At 35.5% G+C, this 19,851-nt stretch carries 20 protein-coding genes; 9 read left to right on the top strand and 11 right to left on the bottom strand.

From position 1 onward, the window contains the following. Nucleotides 1-2: 2 nt before the first annotated feature. The 6 genes from LB452_RS09735 to LB452_RS09760 form a co-directional block, all read right to left on the bottom strand. Nucleotides 3-1,355 carry a short-chain fatty acid transporter gene (locus LB452_RS09735; protein ID WP_224461551.1) on the bottom strand — a complete coding sequence of 451 codons (1,353 nt, stop codon included), beginning with the start codon at nt 1,353-1,355 and terminating at the stop codon, nt 3-5. Between the two features lie 92 nt (nt 1,356-1,447). Then, a complete protein-coding gene (locus LB452_RS09740) occupies nt 1,448-1,822 on the bottom strand; it encodes a DUF3127 domain-containing protein (RefSeq protein WP_224454503.1) in 375 nt (124 codons plus the stop codon). 2 nt (nt 1,823-1,824) lie between these two features. Then, nucleotides 1,825-2,697 carry a flavin reductase family protein gene (locus LB452_RS09745; protein WP_224461552.1) on the bottom strand — a complete coding sequence of 291 codons (873 nt, stop codon included), beginning with the start codon at nt 2,695-2,697 and terminating at the stop codon, nt 1,825-1,827. 80 nt (nt 2,698-2,777) lie between these two features. Then, nucleotides 2,778-3,314: an RsmD family RNA methyltransferase gene (locus tag LB452_RS09750; protein WP_224461553.1), complete on the bottom strand. Its 537-nt coding sequence runs from the start codon at nt 3,312-3,314 to the stop codon at nt 2,778-2,780. Between the two features lie 3 nt (nt 3,315-3,317). Continuing rightward, on the bottom strand, nt 3,318-4,115 hold the full coding sequence (locus LB452_RS09755) for a DUF3822 family protein (protein WP_224461554.1): 798 nt from the start codon (nt 4,113-4,115) through the stop codon (nt 3,318-3,320). Further along, nucleotides 4,115-4,759, bottom strand: a complete 645-nt coding sequence (locus LB452_RS09760) for a hypothetical protein (RefSeq protein WP_224461555.1) — start codon at nt 4,757-4,759, stop codon at nt 4,115-4,117. Before LB452_RS09760 ends, LB452_RS09755 begins: the two co-directional genes overlap by 1 nt. Nucleotides 4,760-4,874: 115 nt before the next feature. Here LB452_RS09760 and LB452_RS09765 point away from each other — a divergent pair, with 115 nt between their 5' ends. Both LB452_RS09765 and kdsB read left to right on the top strand, forming a co-directional pair. Next, the gene (locus LB452_RS09765) at nt 4,875-6,308 is read left to right on the top strand and encodes an ATP-dependent DNA helicase (RefSeq protein WP_224461556.1); all 1,434 of its coding nucleotides are present in this window, start codon (nt 4,875-4,877) and stop codon (nt 6,306-6,308) included. Between the two features lie 23 nt (nt 6,309-6,331). Next, nucleotides 6,332-7,075 carry a 3-deoxy-manno-octulosonate cytidylyltransferase gene (kdsB, locus tag LB452_RS09770; RefSeq protein ID WP_224461557.1) on the top strand — a complete coding sequence of 248 codons (744 nt, stop codon included), beginning with the start codon at nt 6,332-6,334 and terminating at the stop codon, nt 7,073-7,075. 63 nt (nt 7,076-7,138) lie between these two features. On the opposite strand, the gene LB452_RS09775 is transcribed toward kdsB, so the two are convergent. The 4 genes from LB452_RS09775 to LB452_RS09790 form a co-directional block, all read right to left on the bottom strand. Continuing rightward, entirely contained in the window at nt 7,139-8,596 is a 1,458-nt protein-coding gene (locus LB452_RS09775; protein WP_224461558.1) for an FAD-binding domain-containing protein, read from the bottom strand. Between the two features lie 11 nt (nt 8,597-8,607). After that, entirely contained in the window at nt 8,608-9,915 is a 1,308-nt protein-coding gene (locus LB452_RS09780; RefSeq protein WP_224461559.1) for a cryptochrome/photolyase family protein, read from the bottom strand. Nucleotides 9,916-10,008: 93 nt separating this feature from the next. Continuing rightward, nucleotides 10,009-10,707 carry an SDR family NAD(P)-dependent oxidoreductase gene (locus LB452_RS09785; protein ID WP_224461560.1) on the bottom strand — a complete coding sequence of 233 codons (699 nt, stop codon included), beginning with the start codon at nt 10,705-10,707 and terminating at the stop codon, nt 10,009-10,011. Nucleotides 10,708-10,713: 6 nt separating this feature from the next. Next, on the bottom strand, nt 10,714-11,187 hold the full coding sequence (locus tag LB452_RS09790; RefSeq protein ID WP_224461561.1) for an SRPBCC family protein: 474 nt from the start codon (nt 11,185-11,187) through the stop codon (nt 10,714-10,716). Nucleotides 11,188-11,342: 155 nt separating this feature from the next. Here LB452_RS09790 and LB452_RS09795 point away from each other — a divergent pair, with 155 nt between their 5' ends. Beyond that, on the top strand, nt 11,343-11,816 hold the full coding sequence (locus tag LB452_RS09795; protein ID WP_224461562.1) for a hypothetical protein: 474 nt from the start codon (nt 11,343-11,345) through the stop codon (nt 11,814-11,816). Here LB452_RS09795 and LB452_RS09800 read toward each other — a convergent pair. Beyond that, entirely contained in the window at nt 11,813-12,367 is a 555-nt protein-coding gene (locus tag LB452_RS09800; protein WP_224461563.1) for a hypothetical protein, read from the bottom strand. The genes LB452_RS09795 and LB452_RS09800 overlap by 4 nt on opposite strands. A 118-nt stretch (nt 12,368-12,485) precedes the next feature. Here LB452_RS09800 and LB452_RS09805 point away from each other — a divergent pair, with 118 nt between their 5' ends. The 6 genes from LB452_RS09805 to ccoG are packed head-to-tail and all read left to right on the top strand — an operon-like array spanning nt 12,486 to nt 19,851. Beyond that, nucleotides 12,486-14,882, top strand: a complete 2,397-nt coding sequence (locus LB452_RS09805; RefSeq protein ID WP_224461564.1) for a heavy metal translocating P-type ATPase — start codon at nt 12,486-12,488, stop codon at nt 14,880-14,882. Between the two features lie 50 nt (nt 14,883-14,932). After that, the gene (gene ccoS / locus LB452_RS09810) at nt 14,933-15,139 is read left to right on the top strand and encodes a cbb3-type cytochrome oxidase assembly protein CcoS (protein ID WP_224461565.1); all 207 of its coding nucleotides are present in this window, start codon (nt 14,933-14,935) and stop codon (nt 15,137-15,139) included. A 2-nt stretch (nt 15,140-15,141) separates the two neighbouring features. After that, entirely contained in the window at nt 15,142-17,337 is a 2,196-nt protein-coding gene (gene ccoN / locus LB452_RS09815; RefSeq protein WP_224461566.1) for a cytochrome-c oxidase, cbb3-type subunit I, read from the top strand. Nucleotides 17,338-17,348: 11 nt separating this feature from the next. Further along, nucleotides 17,349-17,534: a CcoQ/FixQ family Cbb3-type cytochrome c oxidase assembly chaperone gene (locus LB452_RS09820; protein WP_224461567.1), complete on the top strand. Its 186-nt coding sequence runs from the start codon at nt 17,349-17,351 to the stop codon at nt 17,532-17,534. Then, complete coding sequence (locus LB452_RS09825; protein ID WP_224461568.1) at nt 17,531-18,418, top strand: cbb3-type cytochrome c oxidase N-terminal domain-containing protein; 888 nt, start codon at nt 17,531-17,533, stop codon at nt 18,416-18,418. The genes LB452_RS09820 and LB452_RS09825 overlap by 4 nt, the downstream gene beginning before the upstream one ends. Nucleotides 18,419-18,435: 17 nt before the next feature. Beyond that, nucleotides 18,436-19,851, top strand: a complete 1,416-nt coding sequence (ccoG, locus tag LB452_RS09830) for a cytochrome c oxidase accessory protein CcoG (RefSeq protein ID WP_224461569.1) — start codon at nt 18,436-18,438, stop codon at nt 19,849-19,851.

Raw genomic sequence — 19,851 nt, forward strand, 5'->3', positions numbered from 1 at the left:
TTTCAAAAAATAAGTAATCCTGTTATAAAAATAAGACTCCCAACTATAAATAATATAAAAGTGAATGGGAAAATATCACTTGCTTTTAACTTGGTTATGGCAAGAAGCGGTAAAGCCCAAAAAGGCTGGAGCATATTTGTAATCTGGTCACCATAACTCAAGGCCATGATAATTTTGGGGAGTTGCACGCCAAGTTCTGTAGCAGATTGCAAGGCAATAGGTCCTTGTATTGCCCACTGCCCACCACCGCTGGGGACAAAAATATTTACGATACCAGAACTGATGAATGTAAAAATCGGTAATGTCGTTTCATTAGAAATACTAATAAAAAATTGGGCAAAGTTTATGGCCAGTCCACTTTCCTTCATCACCCCTATGATTCCAAAATAAAGTGGAAATTGAATTAAAATCCCTGAAGCTCCTTTAATAGCTTCAGAAAGAGAATCCAGGTAACGAATGATGGATTTATGAAATAAAATCCCCAATCCAAGCATCAGGAAATTGAGCATATTGGGAGTGATATTGAGTTTTAGCAGATTCTCATGATACACCACGAAAAAGCATAAACTAATCAATCCTCCAAAAATTAAAGGTAAAAGCCTGTTGTTCTCCAGAGGATGCGCTGTTTTTTCTTCTGAATTTGATCCTACTTCACTTAAGAGATTAGAGACATCAAACCTGGAAGAGGATCTATGCTTTATGCATCTGAAAATTAATGGAACTACTAAAAGAATTACGACAAATATGATGATGTTGCTCCAGCTAAAGATAGTTTCAGAAGTAGATAGTTCTGAAGGAAAACCAGCAGGAATATCACTGATAATAGAATGTAGATGACCATTTTCTGAAGCCTTCAAAGGAGCTGAGCCAGATATGCCGCCATGCCAAACCATCATTCCAGAATAACCTAAAGCGCCAATGAGCGGATAGTTGATGTCCAGGTTTTCTTTTGCGGATTTCTCGCCAATTTTTCTGGCGAGTATGGCTCCAAAAATCAACCCTAAACCCCAGTTGAAAAATCCCATTAGCATGGTGCTTACGCTTACTATGACGATGGCAGTTTTGGTGTCTGTTACGCCTTTTGTTATTAATTCAAGAAGTTTATTTACAGGACTACTTAAAACAAAAACATGACCAAGAACTAAAATTAGCATCATTTGGTAGCCAAAAACCAATAGATCTTGATTCCATATTCCAGATTGCCAGGCTTGTAATGTGGAAACTACTTGGGAATGGTCACCAGAGAAATCGCCGAAGACAAAAGCTAAAACAAGAGTAAGCAAAGTAAGTCCAATACTCAAGGTAAAAGGTGAGGGGAGTACTTTTGCAAAAAAGAGTTCGAGTTTAGCGATCAACAGATAATGGTTATTTCAAAAATTCTGAAGTAAAAATAAAAAAAGCTCTAGATAAACGTCTAGAGCTGTAAGTATTTGTTATTGAATACGAGTTAAAATGGCAAATCATCCTCGTCATCATCATTCAGGTCCTGTACAGGTTCAAATTGATCCGACGGTGGCACTGGAGGAGCTCCAGCTGAATTACTTTGCTCCAAGTTCTCAATTCTCCAACCATTTAAAGAGTTGAAGTATTTGGTTTCTCCTTGTGGACTTACCCACTCACGACCTCTTAAATTAATCCCTACTTTCACGTTTTGTCCAACATTGAAATTATCTAATAAGTTGGTTTTATCCTGAACAAATTCAATAAGAATATGTTGAGGGTATTGTTCTTCTGTGGTTACAACCATCTCTCGTTTTCTGAAACCATTACTTCCAAATTCTTTGGTTTCTCCTAAGACTTTAATTTTTCCTTGTACTTCCATAATTATTGTTTTGCGAGTAAAATATTTAAAGCTTTTTCAAGCTCATTTTTTTCTATATATTCCTGAGCGATCACATGTATGCGCTCATCAGTGCTTTCTTCTATAAAATGTTCTAAATCATTTTCAGAAATAAATTTTTGAATTAAAACTTTGTCAGGTAATTCTTCAATATTTCCAAGTTTCCCCAAATCGTTTCCTGTTAGAATTTTACTTAGCCTCACAGATTTCGGTAATTGGTCAACACCAATTCCAGTTTTATGTATAGGCTTTTCAACTTCAAACATGCCTTCATTTGCTCTGGAATACCAGTTACCACCCATTCTGGACACTAAGTCTATTTTATGTTGATCGATGTGCAAACCTTCATCCAGTAAATCTTCTCTAACGTGAATTTTAACCACCTCGGCAACTACAAGATTTCCTGCACCGCCTTCTTCTCCAAGTGAGATAATGTCATTGACCATACACTCATATTGTACCGGAGATTCTTTTACTCTTGGTGGTTTCACTAAATCCGATTCTAGCATTGTAAAGCCAGCCTTTTCAAATTCATTTATACCTTGAGCGTATTCTGTACTTGAGAGTGAGACTTGCTGAACCATATCCCAATTGACAACATTGATGACTACTTCTTTTGCCTCCATTGAATTTTCCAAGGTATGCTTTATGGAATTATCCCTAACGCGCCTCACGGGTGAAAATATTAAAATAGGTGGCTTAGCGCTAAAAACGTTGAAAAAACTGTAGGGAGATAAATTAGGTTTCCCATTCTTATCGACGCTGCTCACAAAAGCAATAGGTCTAGGTCCTACAGAACCAGAAAGAAGTCCGTAAACGTTTTTAGTTTCCAGTTCTGAAGGCAAAAAACTTTTCATGCTTGAATTTTTACAAAGGTAATTAATCTCTTTTGGAATTTCTTTTCAGAAAAGATCTCACTTAAAAAAAATACCTGGAGCTAGATTTTAAAAAAGCTAAACACAGAATTTCCATATCTTCTTTGTTCAGAAAAGGTATCGATATGTTCCAGCTTTGTATGTTTTGAGTGTTCAATAATGAGCAAACCATCCTCATTCAAAAGTTTACGTTCTCTTATAGTATTTTCAATCCTTTCAAATTCTTCCAGAGGAATTCCATAAGGAGGATCTGCAAAAATAAGATCTGCTTTCTGAGGTGTTTTCTCTAAAAAATCAAAAACATCACTTTTTATAATGTTTAAATTCAAATCTAATTCTTCAGAAGTTTTGGTCAAAAATTTAATGCAGTCATAATTTGAATCCACAGCAGTAATGCGTTGAGTTCCTCTTGAAATAAATTCAAAAGAAATACTTCCTATCCCTGCAAAAAGGTCAATTACTTCTAAATCTCTAAAGTGCAATCTGTTATTCAGAATGTTAAATAAACCTTCCTTGGCCATGTCTGTAGTTGGCCTTACAGGAAGTTTCTTGGGAGCTATAATTCTTCGTCCCTTAAGACTGCCAGATACAATTCTCATATGTTATATTAGATTAAAATGCTCGTGAAATCCTTCTTTATATTCAAAACCAGATAAATCTTCCTTGTTTTTGAAGTGCATATGCCGGATATAGGTTGAAAGTATTGAGAAAGCTTTATTGTCTTCAGAATTATAAAAATTTCCTGTGAAATCAATAATCAAATCTTCTCTATTGAAATTCAATTCTTCAATAGAGAACAACACATAGTAGGCAAAATCTTCTGCTGTTTCAAAGAAAAAGGCATTTGCAAGTTGTAATTTTTGATTTTTAAACGCCGCCAGATAGAACTGATTTCTGGATACATGAATTTTCAAATATTCTGCTGAAACTGAACTTTCATTAAACCCATCCTCAACCAAACCTGAAACTATATGAGTGAATTTAAAGCTTCCAAATTCTTCGAACAAATAGTTGTTGATATTGATGTAGGGAATATAAACTGTATTCCCATGTATAGACTTAATTTCATCATAAGAGAAATCATCACCTTCTATAAGTTTTGAACTATATTTTAAATAGTGAGGCAGATGAGACTCTTCAAAATATTCCTGGGGAACGATGCAGAATTGAGGATTTCCATAAATGATTTCAAGTTCTTTAATTGCATAATAGCTTAAGAACTGAGAATTGATTTTTGATCTTAAAAGCTTAAAAAGTTCGGATACAGATGAAGTTGCTTCCAGTTTAAAATGTTCAAAAACCAGTGGAGTTTGATATTCGTTAAGTACTAAAAAAGAAAATCCATCTTGTAAAATTAAGATGGATAGTCTATTATGAATATGTGTTGTGTATACACTCATTAATTGTCACCAAAGTTTTTTGGCCAATTACCATTTGTATTAACTTGTCTCATAGATCCTACTTTAATAGCATCTCCATCAACACCATCAACAGATTTTATTTGCTTTTCTTGGATCACCAAATCTCTATCTTGGTCTGCAAGAATCAAGTCTTTTGGTGCACTCACTTCGAAAACAGGAATTTTATTTCCATCTTCTTCTATAAATCCCGCATCAATTTTGAAAGTCTTCTTGTCTGTATGTGGTATATACATTATTTGCTTATATCTGTCTGATTGACCAAATATGGAATCTTTAACAGCTGCAAACCCTAAAGTATCAATCACTACGTCTTGAATATATCTGTCTACTCCGTAGGTTTTAAGGTATTCTTCGTCAAGAAAAGTAGTATCTCTTCTTTGCGTAATAACATATTCAGCAGTGTCAATGAATTTAATCATATCATCGAAATTTCCAACAAAGTTACCTATGATTTCTCTGTGAGCTAACTCCACATCACGGATGTCTTTCATTTTTTCAACAATATCTACGTATCTTCTGTCTCTTATTTTATTGAATTCGACAGGTCCGTAAACCGCGTTATAAGTGAAGTAACCTAGCACTCCGATAACAACCCATAAAACAATCTGTATTACAATCTTCATAACTTAAAATTAAGAATTTTTGATTTAAACAAAACTACAACTTTTTTTCAATCACAAAAGTTTACTACCAAAAAATCGTGCTTATATTTGAAATTTACGAATTGTATCTTACTTTATGAACAATCAAGAGTTTTACGAAGCCCTCAAAACCGATTTTGGACACCTTCCAACACCAAAGCAAGATCTTACTTTACAATTGTTGTCCAAGTTTGTTTTGGAAACTTCAGTAGACCGCATTTTTTTATTAAAAGGCTATGCGGGAACAGGTAAAACAACGATAATAGGAACACTTGTCAAAAACATCTGGAAGGTAAAAAAGAAGGTCATTTTGGCGGCACCAACAGGTAGAGCTGCTAAAGTCATCTCAAACTACAGTAATCAATACGCTCAAACCATTCACAGAAAAATATATCAGCCCAAAAGTACCAGTGGTGGAGGAATAGAGTTTGTTCCTCAAATTAATAAGCATAAAAACACAATTTTTATTGTAGATGAGGCTTCAATGATTCCAGATTTCCCAAGTGGAGATCAACTTTTCAACCGTGGATCTGTGTTAGATGACCTCATGGAATATGTTTATTCTGGAGAAAATTGTAAGTTAATTTTTATCGGAGATACTGCTCAGCTACCTCCGGTTAAAGCGAATCTGAGTCCCGCATTAGATGAAAAAACCTTAACTACTCATTACCAAATGGATGTAATTCCTGTAGAGCTTGATGAGGTTGTAAGACAAAAACTCGAGAGTAGTATTTTATTAAATGCTACCAAAATCCGGGAAACCATTGAAAATGAAGATTTTGAAAGCTTCAAATTTGAGTTGTCTAATAAAGCTGACATGGTGAGACTTGTAGATGGCTACGAAATCCTGGATGCTATCAATGAAGCTTATGACAATCTTGGTCATGAGGAAACCGCCATCATTGTAAGATCCAATAAAAGAGCTAATCTATATAACGAGCAAATACGGAGTAGGATATTACTGAGAGAAGATGAAATTGCTCCGGGTGATTTTTTGATGGTTGTTAAAAATAATTACTTCTGGGTCAAACCGAAAAGCGATGCAGGCTTTATTGCTAATGGTGATATTGTTGAAATTTTAGAAATTTTTGGAATCAAAGAACTTTACGGGTTTAGGTTTGCAGAAGTAAAAGTCCAAATGGTAGATTACCCTAAAATGAAACCTTTTGAAACGGTGATTATGTTGGACACATTAAATTTGAATTCTCCGTCCTTGCCCTATGAGCAGTCCAATCAGCTATATCAGGAAGTGATGAAAGACTATGAAGACATTACTTCCAAATACAAGAAGTTCTTGAAGGTGAAACAGAATCCATTTTTTAATGCTTTGCAGGTCAAATTCAGTTATGCGATCACTTGTCATAAATCCCAAGGTGGACAATGGGACACGGTGTTTGTAGAACAGCCTTATTTGCCAGATGGTATTACCAAAGATTATTTAAGGTGGTTATATACCGCATGTACTCGAGCTAAAGAAAAACTTTATCTCATCGGTTTTAAAGATGATTTTTTCAGCGAAAAGCAATTGTAAACTTTTAATAAAACCTTTAAACTATGTCTAAGTCTTTCAAAGTGATAGCAATGATTCCAGCTCGGTACGAAGCCTCCAGATTTCCTGGAAAGTTGATGCAGGATTTAGCAGGGAAAACGGTAATTACCCGAACTTACGAAGCCGCAAAATCAACTGAATTGTTTGATGAAGTTTACGTTGTTACAGATTCTGAACTCATTTTTTCTGAAATTGAAAAAGAAGGTGGAAAGGTGATAATGAGTAAAAAGGAACACGAGTGTGGCAGCGATCGCATTGCAGAAGCTGTTCAACATATGGATGTTGATATTGTTATCAATGTTCAAGGTGATGAACCTTTCATTAATGAAAAGGCCTTAAGTAAACTACTGAATGTTTTCAAAGAAGATAAAGACAGACTCATAGACTTAGCGTCGTTAAAAGTAAAATTAACCTCTGAAGAGGATATTTTGAATCCAAATCATGTCAAAGTGATTACAGACCTCAATAATTTTGCGCTTTACTTTTCCAGGTCACCAATTCCTTTTCACAGAGCCAAAGACTTACAGGTCGATTATTTTAAACATGTGGGCATTTACGCCTTCAGGAAAGATGCCCTGATGGCTTTTTATAACCTGCCGATGAGTCCATTGGAATCAGCAGAAAAAATCGAATGCATTCGTTATTTGGAAAATGGTAAAACCATAAAAATGGTGGAAACACAAGAAGTAAGTATCGGAATTGATACGCCGCAAGATCTAGAAAAAGCAAGACTTAGATTTACTCATTGAGGGTCTAATAACCGTTCGTGTAAGTTTTAAAGTATCCACTTGTTTAACTGGAAATTGATAGATTTATCTACTTCCTCTTATGGTATGTCGCTTCAGAATTTTCTTTCCTTCAATTTTTGACCTTTCAGATTGAATAATTTTCCAGATAGAATCTGAGGCGTGTTGGCGAGATTTTTCTAAATCAACCACGGGTTCTGGGTAATCTTCACCCAGTTTGAATCCATACATTTCTTGTTCCATACTAGTTAATTTCCAAGGTTCGTGAACAAATTCAATGGGGATCGTATTCAATTCTGGGACATATTTCAATATAAACTCTCCATCAGGATCATGTTTATAGGAATTTTTTACCGGATTGTAAATCCTTAACGTATGGATACCTGTAGTTCCAGCTTGCATTTGCAGTTGAGGATAATGAATGCCTGGCTCAAAATCTAAAAATAAACTCGCTAAATGTTCTGATGCATCCTGCCACTTTTGCCATAATAAATGAGTGAAAAATGAGACCAGAAGAGCTCGCATTCTAAAATTAAGATATCCCGTTTGAGTCAAGCATCTCATACTTGCATCCACAAGCGGAAATCCTGTCATACCCTTTTTCCAGGCTTTAATTAAAACATTATCTTTTTTATGCTTTAATACATCAAACGCAGAATTAAAATTTTGTGATTCTGCTTTGTATTCCATTTCAAACTTCTGTATGAAGTGTGCCTGCCATCTCAATCTAGATTGAAATTGACTTAAAGCTTGCTTGTTTTTAATTTTTTCTCCTTTTTCCATTGAAGCATGAATAACTTCCCTTATGGATAGCACTCCCCAGGCGATGTAAGGCGATAAACGACTACAGGATTTTCTGGCCAAAAGTGGTTTTGAAATGTGATTTTGATAGTTGGAATAGCGTTCTTCCAGAAAACTATTGAGATAACGAAGAGCGGTTTTTCGACCTCCTTTTTGATAATTTGCATCTCTTTCTACAGAAATATTTACAGTTTCAAATTGGCCTTTGAGCTTTTGTATGGTCTTGGAATCGACAAGCTGACCCTGATTTGCAGAAAATGGAATCACCTCTTGATTCATGAAATTCTCCCATGAATTGACCCAGGTCCTTCGGTTGCTCAAACCCCTAATGACACCATTATTGATAAATTCTTTCCATTGGATTTTATGAGAATCAAAAAAGCTTTTTAACCTTTTGTCCCTTTGGAAAGTAATATTCAAACCAGTCTCCTGATGAGAAAAAACACTTTTAATTTTCAGTTGTGCGTGTATCTTTTTAAATGCCTCTTCTGCTGATGATTTTACAATTAATACTTCAGATTGATAACCAGCTAATTCTTTTTGAAGATCTGCTAAAGATTCTTTGATGAATCTAAAATGCCTTTCACTATAATGTGGATCTTTAAGAAGAATAGGCTCAAACACATAAAGAATCAGAACTGGATGCCTGTTTTGTAAAGCCTTATGTAATGGTGCATGGTCCTGCAATCTCAAATCTCTCTTCAGCCATACTACATTTACCATTTTATTTTCTCTTAATTTTTTACTGCGTCTTTATACGTTTCCAGACAACGCTCTCTAGCCATTTTATGCTCAACCATGGGTTCAGGATATTCGTCGGATTCAAACTCTGGCACCCATTTTTTGATGAATTTTTTATCCTTATCAAATCTGTCAGTTTGAGAATAGGGATTAAAAACCCGGAAGTAAGGTGCTGCATCTACGCCAGAACCAGCGACCCATTGCCAGCCTCCGACATTGGAGGACATTTCATAATCCAGTAGTTTTTTTGCAAAGTAGGCTTCACCCCAGCGCCAATCAATCAACAAATGTTTACAAAGAAAACTTCCAACAACCATTCTCAAACGATTATGCATCCATCCAGTTTTATTGAGTTGACGCATTCCTGCATCCACGATGGGATAACCCGTTTGTCCTGTTTTCCATTTTTCAAACTCTTCTTCGTTATTTCTCCATTCAATTCTGTCGTATTTGGGCTTGAAGGCTCTATCCTGTGTTTCCGGATAATGATATAGAATGGCTTTATAAAATTCTCTCCAGATCAACTCATCCAAAAATGCTTTATTCTCAACAGATAATGCCTTTTTCACAATTTTTCTGTAACCGATGGTGCCGAACCTTAAATAAGGACTTAACCTTGAAGTACCCTCTATAGAAGGAATGTTTCTGGTATCGTCATAATCTCTTAATAAGTCTTTATCAAAATTATGGTCTGGAACTTTTATGGAAGACTTCTCAAATCCCATGTCAGACAAGGAAAAATTGGGTAATCTTGTATTTTTATAAGTGTTATTTAGTAAGTCTTCAGAAGGATTGATTTTAAAATTGATATCTTCGAATTCTTTTTTCCACTGCTTCATATAGGGCGTGAATACTAAGTACATCCCACCATCATTTTTTTCGACTTCAGTTTTTTCAAAAATGACTTGATCTTTAAAATCGTGGAATTCTATACCGTTTTCAGCTAACAGAGCATTAATTTCAGCGTCTCGTTTTTGAGCATAAGGTTCGTAGTCTCTATTGGTGTAAATCGCTTCAACTTCAAAATCTTCAATAAGCTGTTTAATTGCATTTTCTGGAGTATCATGGTAAGTGGCAATAGAAGAATCGTGATGCTCCTGAAGATAAGAGCGCATTTTTTGTAATTCATCGTGAATAAAAGTAACGCGAGCATCGTTTTTTGGGAGCTCGTCCAGAATATGCTTGTCAAATATAAATAAAGGAAGCACAGGAAATTCACCTGAAAGCGCATGATATAGCCCGACATTATCCTCAAAACGCATATCTCTTCTAAACCAAAACACTCTTACTTTATCACTCATTTTATTAGAAATTTAAATTACTTTCTTAAACGTAAAAAATCTTCTTGTAAGTTAACCGACTTACAAGAAGATTTTAAAAATTTTAGCTGAAATCTAACTTACATTAAGACTTCCCATTCCACCATCTACTCCAAGAACTTGGCCTGTAATCCATGTAGAATCTTCGGATAGTAAGAAACTTGCTATTTTTCCGATATCAGAAGGTTCACCTACACGCTTAAGTGGGTGTCTTTCATCCATTTTTTCTTTCTTTTTATCGTTGTTTAGCAATTTACCAGCCAATTGTGAATTAACAAGAGATGGGGCAATTACATTCACTCTAAATGAAGGTGCGTACTCTGCTGCTAGTGATCTAGCAAAACCTTCTATAGCACCTTTCGCTGCCGCAACACTGGTGTGAAATGGCATTCCAGTTTGTACTGCAACAGTACTAAAGTATACAATACTAGCTTGTTTAGAATTTTTCAACTTGGATAGCAAACCATGAGTAACTTTTACCAAACTCATAAAATTCAATTGAAAATCATCTTCAAAGACTTCAGGTTTCATCATTTTGAAAGGCTTCAAATTGATACTTCCCGGGCAGTATACTAAACCATCTAAAGTGTCTGGTAAATCCAATTCTGAAATGTCATCTGTTAATGCGTCAAACTTATGATAAGTCACATCATAGTCTGATAAATTTTCATCAGATCTTGATGCCACTATTATATTGTGTTCTGCACTTAACTCTTTTACGATTTCCAAACCTATTCCTTTGGATCCACCAATAAGTAAAATATTCTTTTTCATAATTATCTATTTATTTTGATTTTCAAAATGACCAAATTTTTCAATCATTTTAGCCTCTCTGGCTCTAAAAATTTTATTCAATTTTGGCTTAACAACTAGTGGGTGCATTAATCTACCCAAAACTCCGAGTGGTAATTTATAGTGGACTAAATCCTCAACCTCTACGCCACCTTCAATTTCATTGATAAAATGCTTGTGATGCCACAACGCATATGGCCCATATAGCTGAATGTCTACAAAATAGTTAGGTTTTTCCACATGTGTAATTTCAGTCACCCATTTTGTATTGAAACCTGGCAGAGGAGTTACATTATATTGTAGCAATTGTCCAGTAAACATTTTTCTATCCGCGCCAGATAATATTTCAAACCCCATGTCATCCGGCATAATTTCTTGTAAATTTTTAGGATCTGAAAGAAATTCCCAAGTTTCTAGTTTTGTAATGGGTAATTTCTGTTTAGTGTTGATTTCATATATCATGATCCAAAAGTAAATATTTTATTGTTTAATGAAATAAGATTGAAGTTAAACAAAAGTTATTGTTACGTAGTTTCAAACCTAAAAACTGATAAATAAATCTTTATACGATACTTGATCATAAGGAGTATGCTTTTATTTGTAACAAAATAATTTAGATGATATATAAGAGTCTTTTATTACTGCTTGTACTCACGGGCTGTAAAAGTTCTCAAACTGATTTGCCTGTTTTGCAGAATTGTCCTGGGAATGGGGATTGTGAAGTTCAAGTTTTTAAAGAAACTAAACTATTACTTCAAAAAGAATCATCAGAAATCTCAGATGTATCTTTTGAAGAGGACAAAGATTTTCAAGTTATTTTTATCAAATACAAAGACTCCAAGAGAAAAGAATATATTGAAGAAATCTATCTTCAAATCCCATCAAGATTTAGAGAAATTCATTCCAAAAATCATAGTCTAAACAATCAGAAGGTAGTGTTTGGTAAAATCTGTGATTGTGAAGAGACTGGATTTACTTATGTAAATCACGGAGAACTTGTAATTATAAATAACAAGGAAACTATTTCACTTCATTTAGAAATCAAATCAGATAAAAAACATATAATTCAGATTATCGATCTTGAAATCTAATTATCAATAACATCCCCAGAAAATGTAGGAACGCCAGGTGAGAAACTCGGTTTTTTTGTATCCTCTTCAGAGTTTAGTTCTATGACATTGTAAGGGAAGTTCCCATTTCTGATCTTCTTTCTTTTCTTACAATCCAAATTGGCGTAAAACGTTTCATACTTTTCCTCAGCAGTCGTATCCCAGGCATACAAATAAACTTCTCTTACATAGGTTAAAATCAAATCGTAAGAATCGTGTTCTCCATAAGATCCTAACGCAATGATAGCTTGTTTTGAAGAGTCAGCTTTAGTTTTTTCCTTATTAGGATTAGTTATAAAATCATAAACCGTTTCTTTTAATTTAATTTCAGAAATTCCTTCTTTTTTGATACCATTCATCAATAACTTTCCCTCCTGATCAATGATTAGCGTCAACAGATTATTGGATTTTGAAGAGGTATAATCTTCATTTGAAATTTCTATTTCAATTGGGCAGGTGTTGTCAAGCCAGACTTGACTATGTGCACTACTTAATATTAATAAATATAAAACAGTAGAAAATAGAGTTTTCATAATTTTCATCTTTATCTACAGCAAAGATATAAACTTATTCCTCCAATATCACTAGAGCTGATACATATCATTTTTAGTAACAGGCTATTGTGAGATTTTTGTATCCTAATTTAATTTTATGTCAAAGGATAAGTGTTTTCACTGTGGTGATGACTGTTCAACCAAGGTTTATCACGATGATAAAGTCTTTTGTTGTAATGGTTGTAAAACTGTTTTTGAGATCTTTTCTGAAAATGACTTGACTTGCTACTATGATTTAGAGCAAAATCCTGGGGCAACTCCAAATGAAATCAATGGTAAATTTGATTATCTTGAAAAGGAAGATATCGTAAATAAGCTCATTGATTTTCAGGAAGATTCTACTGAAATTGTTACTCTTTATATCCCTCATATTCACTGTAGCTCATGCATTTGGGTTCTCGAAAATCTTCATAAATTAAATAAACACGTCGTTTCTTCTCAAGTTGACTTTCCCAAGAAAAAAGTTACGATAACTTACAATACAGAAGAATTTTCTCTGAAGTCATTGGTCGAGTTGATGTCGAGAATTGGCTACGAACCTTATATCAGTCTTGAAAATTACGGACAAGCCAAGCAAAATTTGGATAGAAGTCTCGTTTACAAAATTGGGGTTGCCGGCTTTGCTTTTGGTAATGTAATGTTTCTGAGTTTTCCAGAATACTTTGAAGTATCTGAATATTGGTTGGAGCAGTATAAGCCAGTTTTTAGATGGCTCATGTTTTTCTTCAGTTTGCCGGTGGTTATCTACGCTGGACAAGATTATTTCAAGTCGGCCATCAAGGGTTTGAGAAGTAAAATTCTAAATATTGATATTCCCATCGCTCTAGGAATTACCGTTTTGTTCTTGAGAAGTACCGTTGATATTCTTTTCAATTTAGGATCTGGATTTTTCGATAGTCTTACGGGTTTAGTATTCTTTCTGCTTTTAGGTAAAATCGTGCAACAGAAGACGTATAAATTTATGTCCTTCGAAAGGGATTATAAATCCTATTTCCCAATAGCGGTAACGAAAATAAATTCAGAAGGAAAAGAAGAAAACACGCAGGTTTACGAAATAGAAAGAGGAGATAGGTTACTCATCAGAAATCAGGAACTGCTTCCTGTAGATGGAGTCCTGATGTCCGCTACTGCAGAAATCGACTATAGCTTTGTTACTGGCGAAGCTAAACTTGTAAAAAAAGTATCTGGCGATAAAGTTTATGCAGGAGGAAAGCAGAGTGGAAGCGCTGTAGAAATTGTTGCCGAAAAGTCGGTTGAACAAAGCTACCTGACCCAATTATGGAGCAATGATGTTTTTCAAAAAGATTACAATCCAAAATTTCAAAGTCTTATTGATAAGATCAGTAAGAAATTTACAGTAGCAGTTCTTTCTATAGCTTTTTCAGGCTTGCTTTTCTGGCTGTTTTACGATGCCAGTCTTGCCTTAAATGTATTTACAGCGGTGCTCATTATTGCATGTCCTTGTGCTATTGCTTTGGCGACACCCTTTGCAATGGGTAACTTGTTGAGGATCTTCGGGAAGAATGGGTTTTATCTCAAAAACACAAACGTCCTGGAGCAAATGGCAGGCCTAGATGTGTTTGTTTTTGACAAAACAGGAACACTAACAACAAATAAAAAAAGTGATATTTCCTATTCTGGCCTGACTCTAAGCGAGGATGACAAGATGGTATTGAAAAACTCCTTCAGAAACTCCAATCATCCTTTGAGTAGAGAGTTGTATTCCTTTTTAAGCAGTCAGAATATTCAAGATTCAGAATCTTTCGAAGAACACCTCGGAGAGGGGATTATTTCATCTTACAATGACCACACCTACAAGTTGGGTTCTGCAAAATTTGTTTCGGATCATGTGGAGGATCCGAGTTTGTCAACTGCCGTTCACATCAGTAAGGATGAGACTTACTTAGGCAAGTTTGAATTTGATACGATTTACAGAAAAGGAGTAGAGCCACTTTTCCGGTCTTTGGACTCGCATTATAAACTGATTATTCTTTCTGGAGATAACGAAGGAGAAAAGCCAGTGCTTACCAAGATGTTACCCAAAACTACCCAAATGTTTTTTAATCAAAAGCCTGACTCCAAAATGCGTTTGATTGAAAAAATTCAATCTGAAAACAAAAATGTCGCCATGGTTGGAGATGGTTTAAACGATGCTGGAGCACTTAAGCAAGCTGATATAGGTATTGCCATTTCAGAAGATGTAAATGTTTTCTCTCCTGCCTGCGATGCGATAATGGATGCTTCTGAATTTTATAAACTTGATAAGTATGTTGGCATTACAAAAAAAGGAATCAAAATCATTAAACTCAGTTTTGCATTCTCATTCCTCTATAACGTCATTGGTCTCTATTTCGCCTTGACAGGTCAGCTACAGCCTGTTATTGCTGCAATACTCATGCCTTTAAGCTCAATTTCAATCGTCATTTTTACAACATTGGCAACACAATACATTTCCAAACCAATTCTTAATGAAAAGCCAAGTAAACATGACTAAGGTCATTTTTTAAAGAGAACTACCCGCGTAATTTTGAAAAAAATTAAACTATGAATGTCATTTACGGACTTCTTGCCATCAGTATTCTTGTAGCCCTTGTGTTTTTTGGGCTCTTTATTTTCTCAGTTAAAAAAGGCCAATTTGATGATGATTATACACCATCGGTAAGAATGCTATTCGATGACGAATTAGTTAAAGACGATGACGCTAAAGTAAAAGACAAAGAAAATTCGCCCAATCAACAAAAACAATCATAATTATGGAGTTACAGCAATTTCATTACGATAACAAAATCGTAAAAAACTTCCTTTATGCCACAATTATTTGGGGTGTGGTAGGAATGTCTGTTGGCCTATTATTGGCATTTATGTTTATTTTTCCAAGCGTAACCGATGGTATCTCTTGGTTAAGTTTCGGTCGTTTAAGACCATTACACACCAATGCTGTGATTTTCGCATTTGTTGGTAATGCTATTTTTGCTGGGGTATATTACTCTACTCAAAGATTACTCAAAGCTAGAATGTTTAGTGATGCTTTAAGTAAAATCAACTTCTGGGGATGGCAATTAATCATCGTTGCAGCAGCAATCACATTACCTTTAGGTTTTTCAAGCTCAAAAGAATACGCTGAATTAGAATGGCCTATCGATATTATGATAGCCATTGTTTGGGTTGTTTTTGGATGGAATCTTATCGGTACAATCCTCAAAAGACGTCAACGTCACTTATATGTAGCCATTTGGTTTTACTTAGCCACATTCGTTACCGTTGCCGTGCTTCATATTTTCAATAGTTTGGCCTTGCCTGTTAACCTGTTTAAAAGTTATTCTGCTTACGCTGGTGTTCAGGATGCTTTGGTACAATGGTGGTATGGACACAACGCGGTTGCGTTTTTCTTGACTACCCCATTCTTAGGTTTGATGTATTATTTTGTACCTAAAGCAGCGAACAGACCTGTTTATTCTTATAAATTATCGATCATTCACTTCTGGTCTTTGATCTTTATCTACATCTGGGCTGGTCCACACCACTTGCTATACACTGCATTGCCAGACTGGGCTCAAAATTTAGGTGTTACCTTTTCTATTATGTTATTGATGCCATCCTGGGGTGGAATGATTAATGGTCTTCTTACCCTTCGAGGTGCATGGGATAAAGTAAGGACAGATCCTGTTCTTAAATTCTTCGTGGTTGCTATTACAGGTTATGGTATGGCTACTTTTGAAGGACCTATGCTTTCGCTTAAAAATGTAAATGCTATCGCTCATTTTACAGACTGGATTATCGCTCACGTTCACGTTGGAGCCTTAGCATGGAACGGATTCCTGACTTTTGGTATGGTTTATTGGTTGGTTCCTAGATTGTTTAAGACTAAATTATTTTCTACTGGGTTAGCTAACTTACACTTTTGGCTGGGTACTCTAGGTATTGTCATGTACGCGTTACCAATGTATGTTGCCGGTTTCTTACAGGCTTCAATGTGGAAACAATTCAATCCAGATGGAAGTTTGTTTTACGGTAACTTCTTAGAAACTGTTACTGAAATTATGCCGATGTATTGGATGAGAGCTATCGGAGGTAGTCTTTATATCATAGGTACTTTTGTAATGATTTACAACGTCATTAGAACAGCAAAAGCAGGTTCAAGCGTTGAGGATGAACTTGCAGAAGCAGCTGCTTTAAGCCGCGGTGGTAGAAGAAAAAGAGGAGAGAAATTCCATACTTGGTTGGAAAGAAAGCCTATCCAATTAACTATCTTGGCAACAATCGCCATTCTTATAGGTGGTATAGTTCAGATCATTCCCACCTTATTGGTAAAATCTAATATACCAACAATTTCTACTGTGAAACCCTATACCCCATTAGAACTTGAGGGTCGTGACCTATACATTCGAGAAGGTTGTGTGGGATGTCACTCCCAGATGGTGAGACCTTTCAGAAGTGAAGTAGAACGTTATGGTGAATATGCCAAAGCTGGAGAATTTGTTTACGATAGACCATTCCTATGGGGAAGTAAACGAACAGGTCCAGACTTACTGAGAGTTGGAGGAAAATATTCTGACAACTGGCACTTTAACCATATGTACGATCCGCAAAGTACCTCTTCGGGATCTATCATGCCAAGTTACCAGTGGTTAATCAAGAATGAGCTTGATAAATCAAACACTGAAGATAAATTACAAACTATGGCAGATCTTGGAGTTCCATACTCTGATGAAGAAATAGAAAATGCTCAGGCTTCAATGCTTGCACAGGGAGAGGAGATTCAATCTAACTTGTATAACGATCCGGATTTTGTAAAAGCATATGAAGCTGATAAAGCTTATGCGGAAGAAAATAATCTCGATTTTGTTGAAATGAAAAACAGAGAGATTGTTGCTCTTATTGCATACCTGCAAAGACTGGGAACTGATATTAAAATAAAGACTAACCAAGAAGTCACAACTTCTAATTAAATCCTTGAACTATGTTGAAATTTATAAAAGGACATATGGAAACGATACAAGGGATAGAGATCTATCCCATCATTTCTCTGCTTATTTTCTTCATCTTTTTTGTTGTGCTTTTCTGGTGGGTGTTTACCGCCAAGAAAGACTACGTGGAAGAAGTAAGTCAAATACCATTGGAATCTAAAAACGACCATCAATTATGAGAAACCTAGCATCTATATTTAGAATCATAGCGCTGGTAGCAATAGCTTGGGGAGGAATTGAACTTCTTTTTGAAACAGAACCAGGACAGCTTGCCGTGTTAGCATATCCAAAAACCTTAATTTTCTTAGGAGTCATAGCTCTAGTGTCTATTGCTATTGAAGTTTCTGTTGCTGCACTTAGATTTACATTGTTCAAGTCACTTTCAGAAGAGAAACAAGAAAAATTTTTAGCCTTAGAAAATAAGCAAGTAAATCAATTGAAGGCGAAATTTGAAAACCTTCCAAAACTTTTGACTCGTTCAAGACCTATTGAAGAAGAAGGTGAAATTGAGCTGGATCATGACTATGACGGTATTCGTGAGCTGGACAATAAATTACCACCATGGTGGATCTATAGCTTCTATGCGAGTATAATTTTTGCAGCCATTTACTTAGTGAGATTCCATGTGTTTGACGATTACACCCAAGTTGAAGAATATAAAGCTGAGGTGGCTCAAGCTGAAATAGACATTGCTCGATATAAAGAAACTGCCAAAGATTTGGTTACTCTGGAAACAGTAACGCTTATGGCAGATCCATCAGATCTGGAAGCTGGTAAGCAAATCTACACCAACAACTGCGTAGCTTGTCACAAGGCTGATGCAGGTGGAGGAATTGGTCCTAACCTAACAGATGAACATTGGATTCTTGGGGGTGGAATTAAGAATGTGTACAGAACTTTACTTGAAGGTGGGCGACCAGGAAAAGGCATGGTGTCTTGGAAAAATGACTTCAAACCTTCAGAATTACAGCAGGTAGCGAGTTATGTGCTTTCATTGCAAGGAACTGTCCCAGCTGAACCTAAAGAACCTGAAGGTGAGATTTGGGTAGAAGAAATAGAATAATTTTAAAATAAAGCAAAGTGGATAATAAGCAAGAATTTAGAAACAGCATAGGGACGTTAGACCAGGAGGGAAAGCGTGCCTGGGTATATCCAAAAAAGCCTAATGGTGTTTTTTATAAGTATAGAAAATACGTTAGTTATTTTCTGTTACTTTTCTTGTTCGCCGCTCCTTTTATTAAAGTCAATGGGAATCAATTTTTACTTTTTAATGTATTAGAGCGTAAGTTCAACATTTTTGGATTTCCGTTTTGGCCACAGGATTTTTATCTCTTTGTGATTTCCATGATTATTGGAGTCGTTTTTATCGCTTTGTTTACTGTTGCTTTTGGAAGGATCTTTTGTGGGTGGATTTGTCCACAGACCATTTTTATGGAAATGGTATTTAGACGAATAGAATATGCCATAGAAGGCGATCGAGGCAAACAGATACGCTTAGATAAAGCTCCGTGGAACAAAGAAAAAATATTAAAAAAAGGAAGTAAATGGGCTATTTTTGCCTTCATCTCCTTTTTGATTGCCAACGTGTTTCTAGCTTACCTGATCAGTAGTGATGAGTTAGTGAAATACATCACCAATGGACCAACTAGTCACTTAGGAACATTTATACCATTACTCATTTTTACGGCCGTTTTCTACTTTGTATTTGCCTGGTTTAGAGAGCAAGTCTGTATCATAGCTTGTCCTTACGGAAGACTTCAAGGTGCGATGCTGGATAAGAAATCTATTGTGGTAGCTTATGATCACAAGCGGGGAGAAAGAGAACTTGGTCGTCAAAAATTTAAGAAAAATCAAAATAGGGCAGAAGAAGGTGTTGGAGATTGTATTGAATGCTCGCAATGTGTTCAAGTTTGTCCTACGGGGATAGACATTCGAAATGGGACTCAGCTGGAATGTGTTAACTGCACCGCATGTATCGATGCTTGCGATTCTATCATGGAAAGCGTGGATTTACCTAAGGGACTTATTCGTTATGCTAGTGAAGAGAATATTGAGAAAAAAGCCAAATTCGAATTTACACCGAGATTGAAAGGCTATTCAGCAGTTTTGACTATACTCATTGGTTTTTTAATAGGTCTTTTACTTATCAGAAGCGATATTGAAGCTAAGGTTTTGAGATTACCTGGACAACTTTATGAAATGACAGAAGAAGGTAAAGTGTCCAATGTTTTCACTTATAAATTACTGAACAAAACCAATGTGGAAATGGATAGTATTCATTTTAAACTTAACTCTTTTGACGGTGAATTAAAAATGGTTAAAAAAGAGTATTTCAGCATAGATAAAGGCGGAATTGCCAAAGGAACCTTCTTCATAGAAATAGAACCAGCTCTGCTTAGCGATTCCAAAAATAAAATTGAAATAGAAGTTTATAGTAAAGACCGAATCATTGACCGGGCAACGACTAACTTCATGGGACCACGAACCTTTAGATAA

It is taken from the genome of Psychroflexus longus (genome assembly GCF_020164595.1).
GTDB lineage: Bacteria > Bacteroidota > Bacteroidia > Flavobacteriales > Flavobacteriaceae > Psychroflexus > Psychroflexus longus.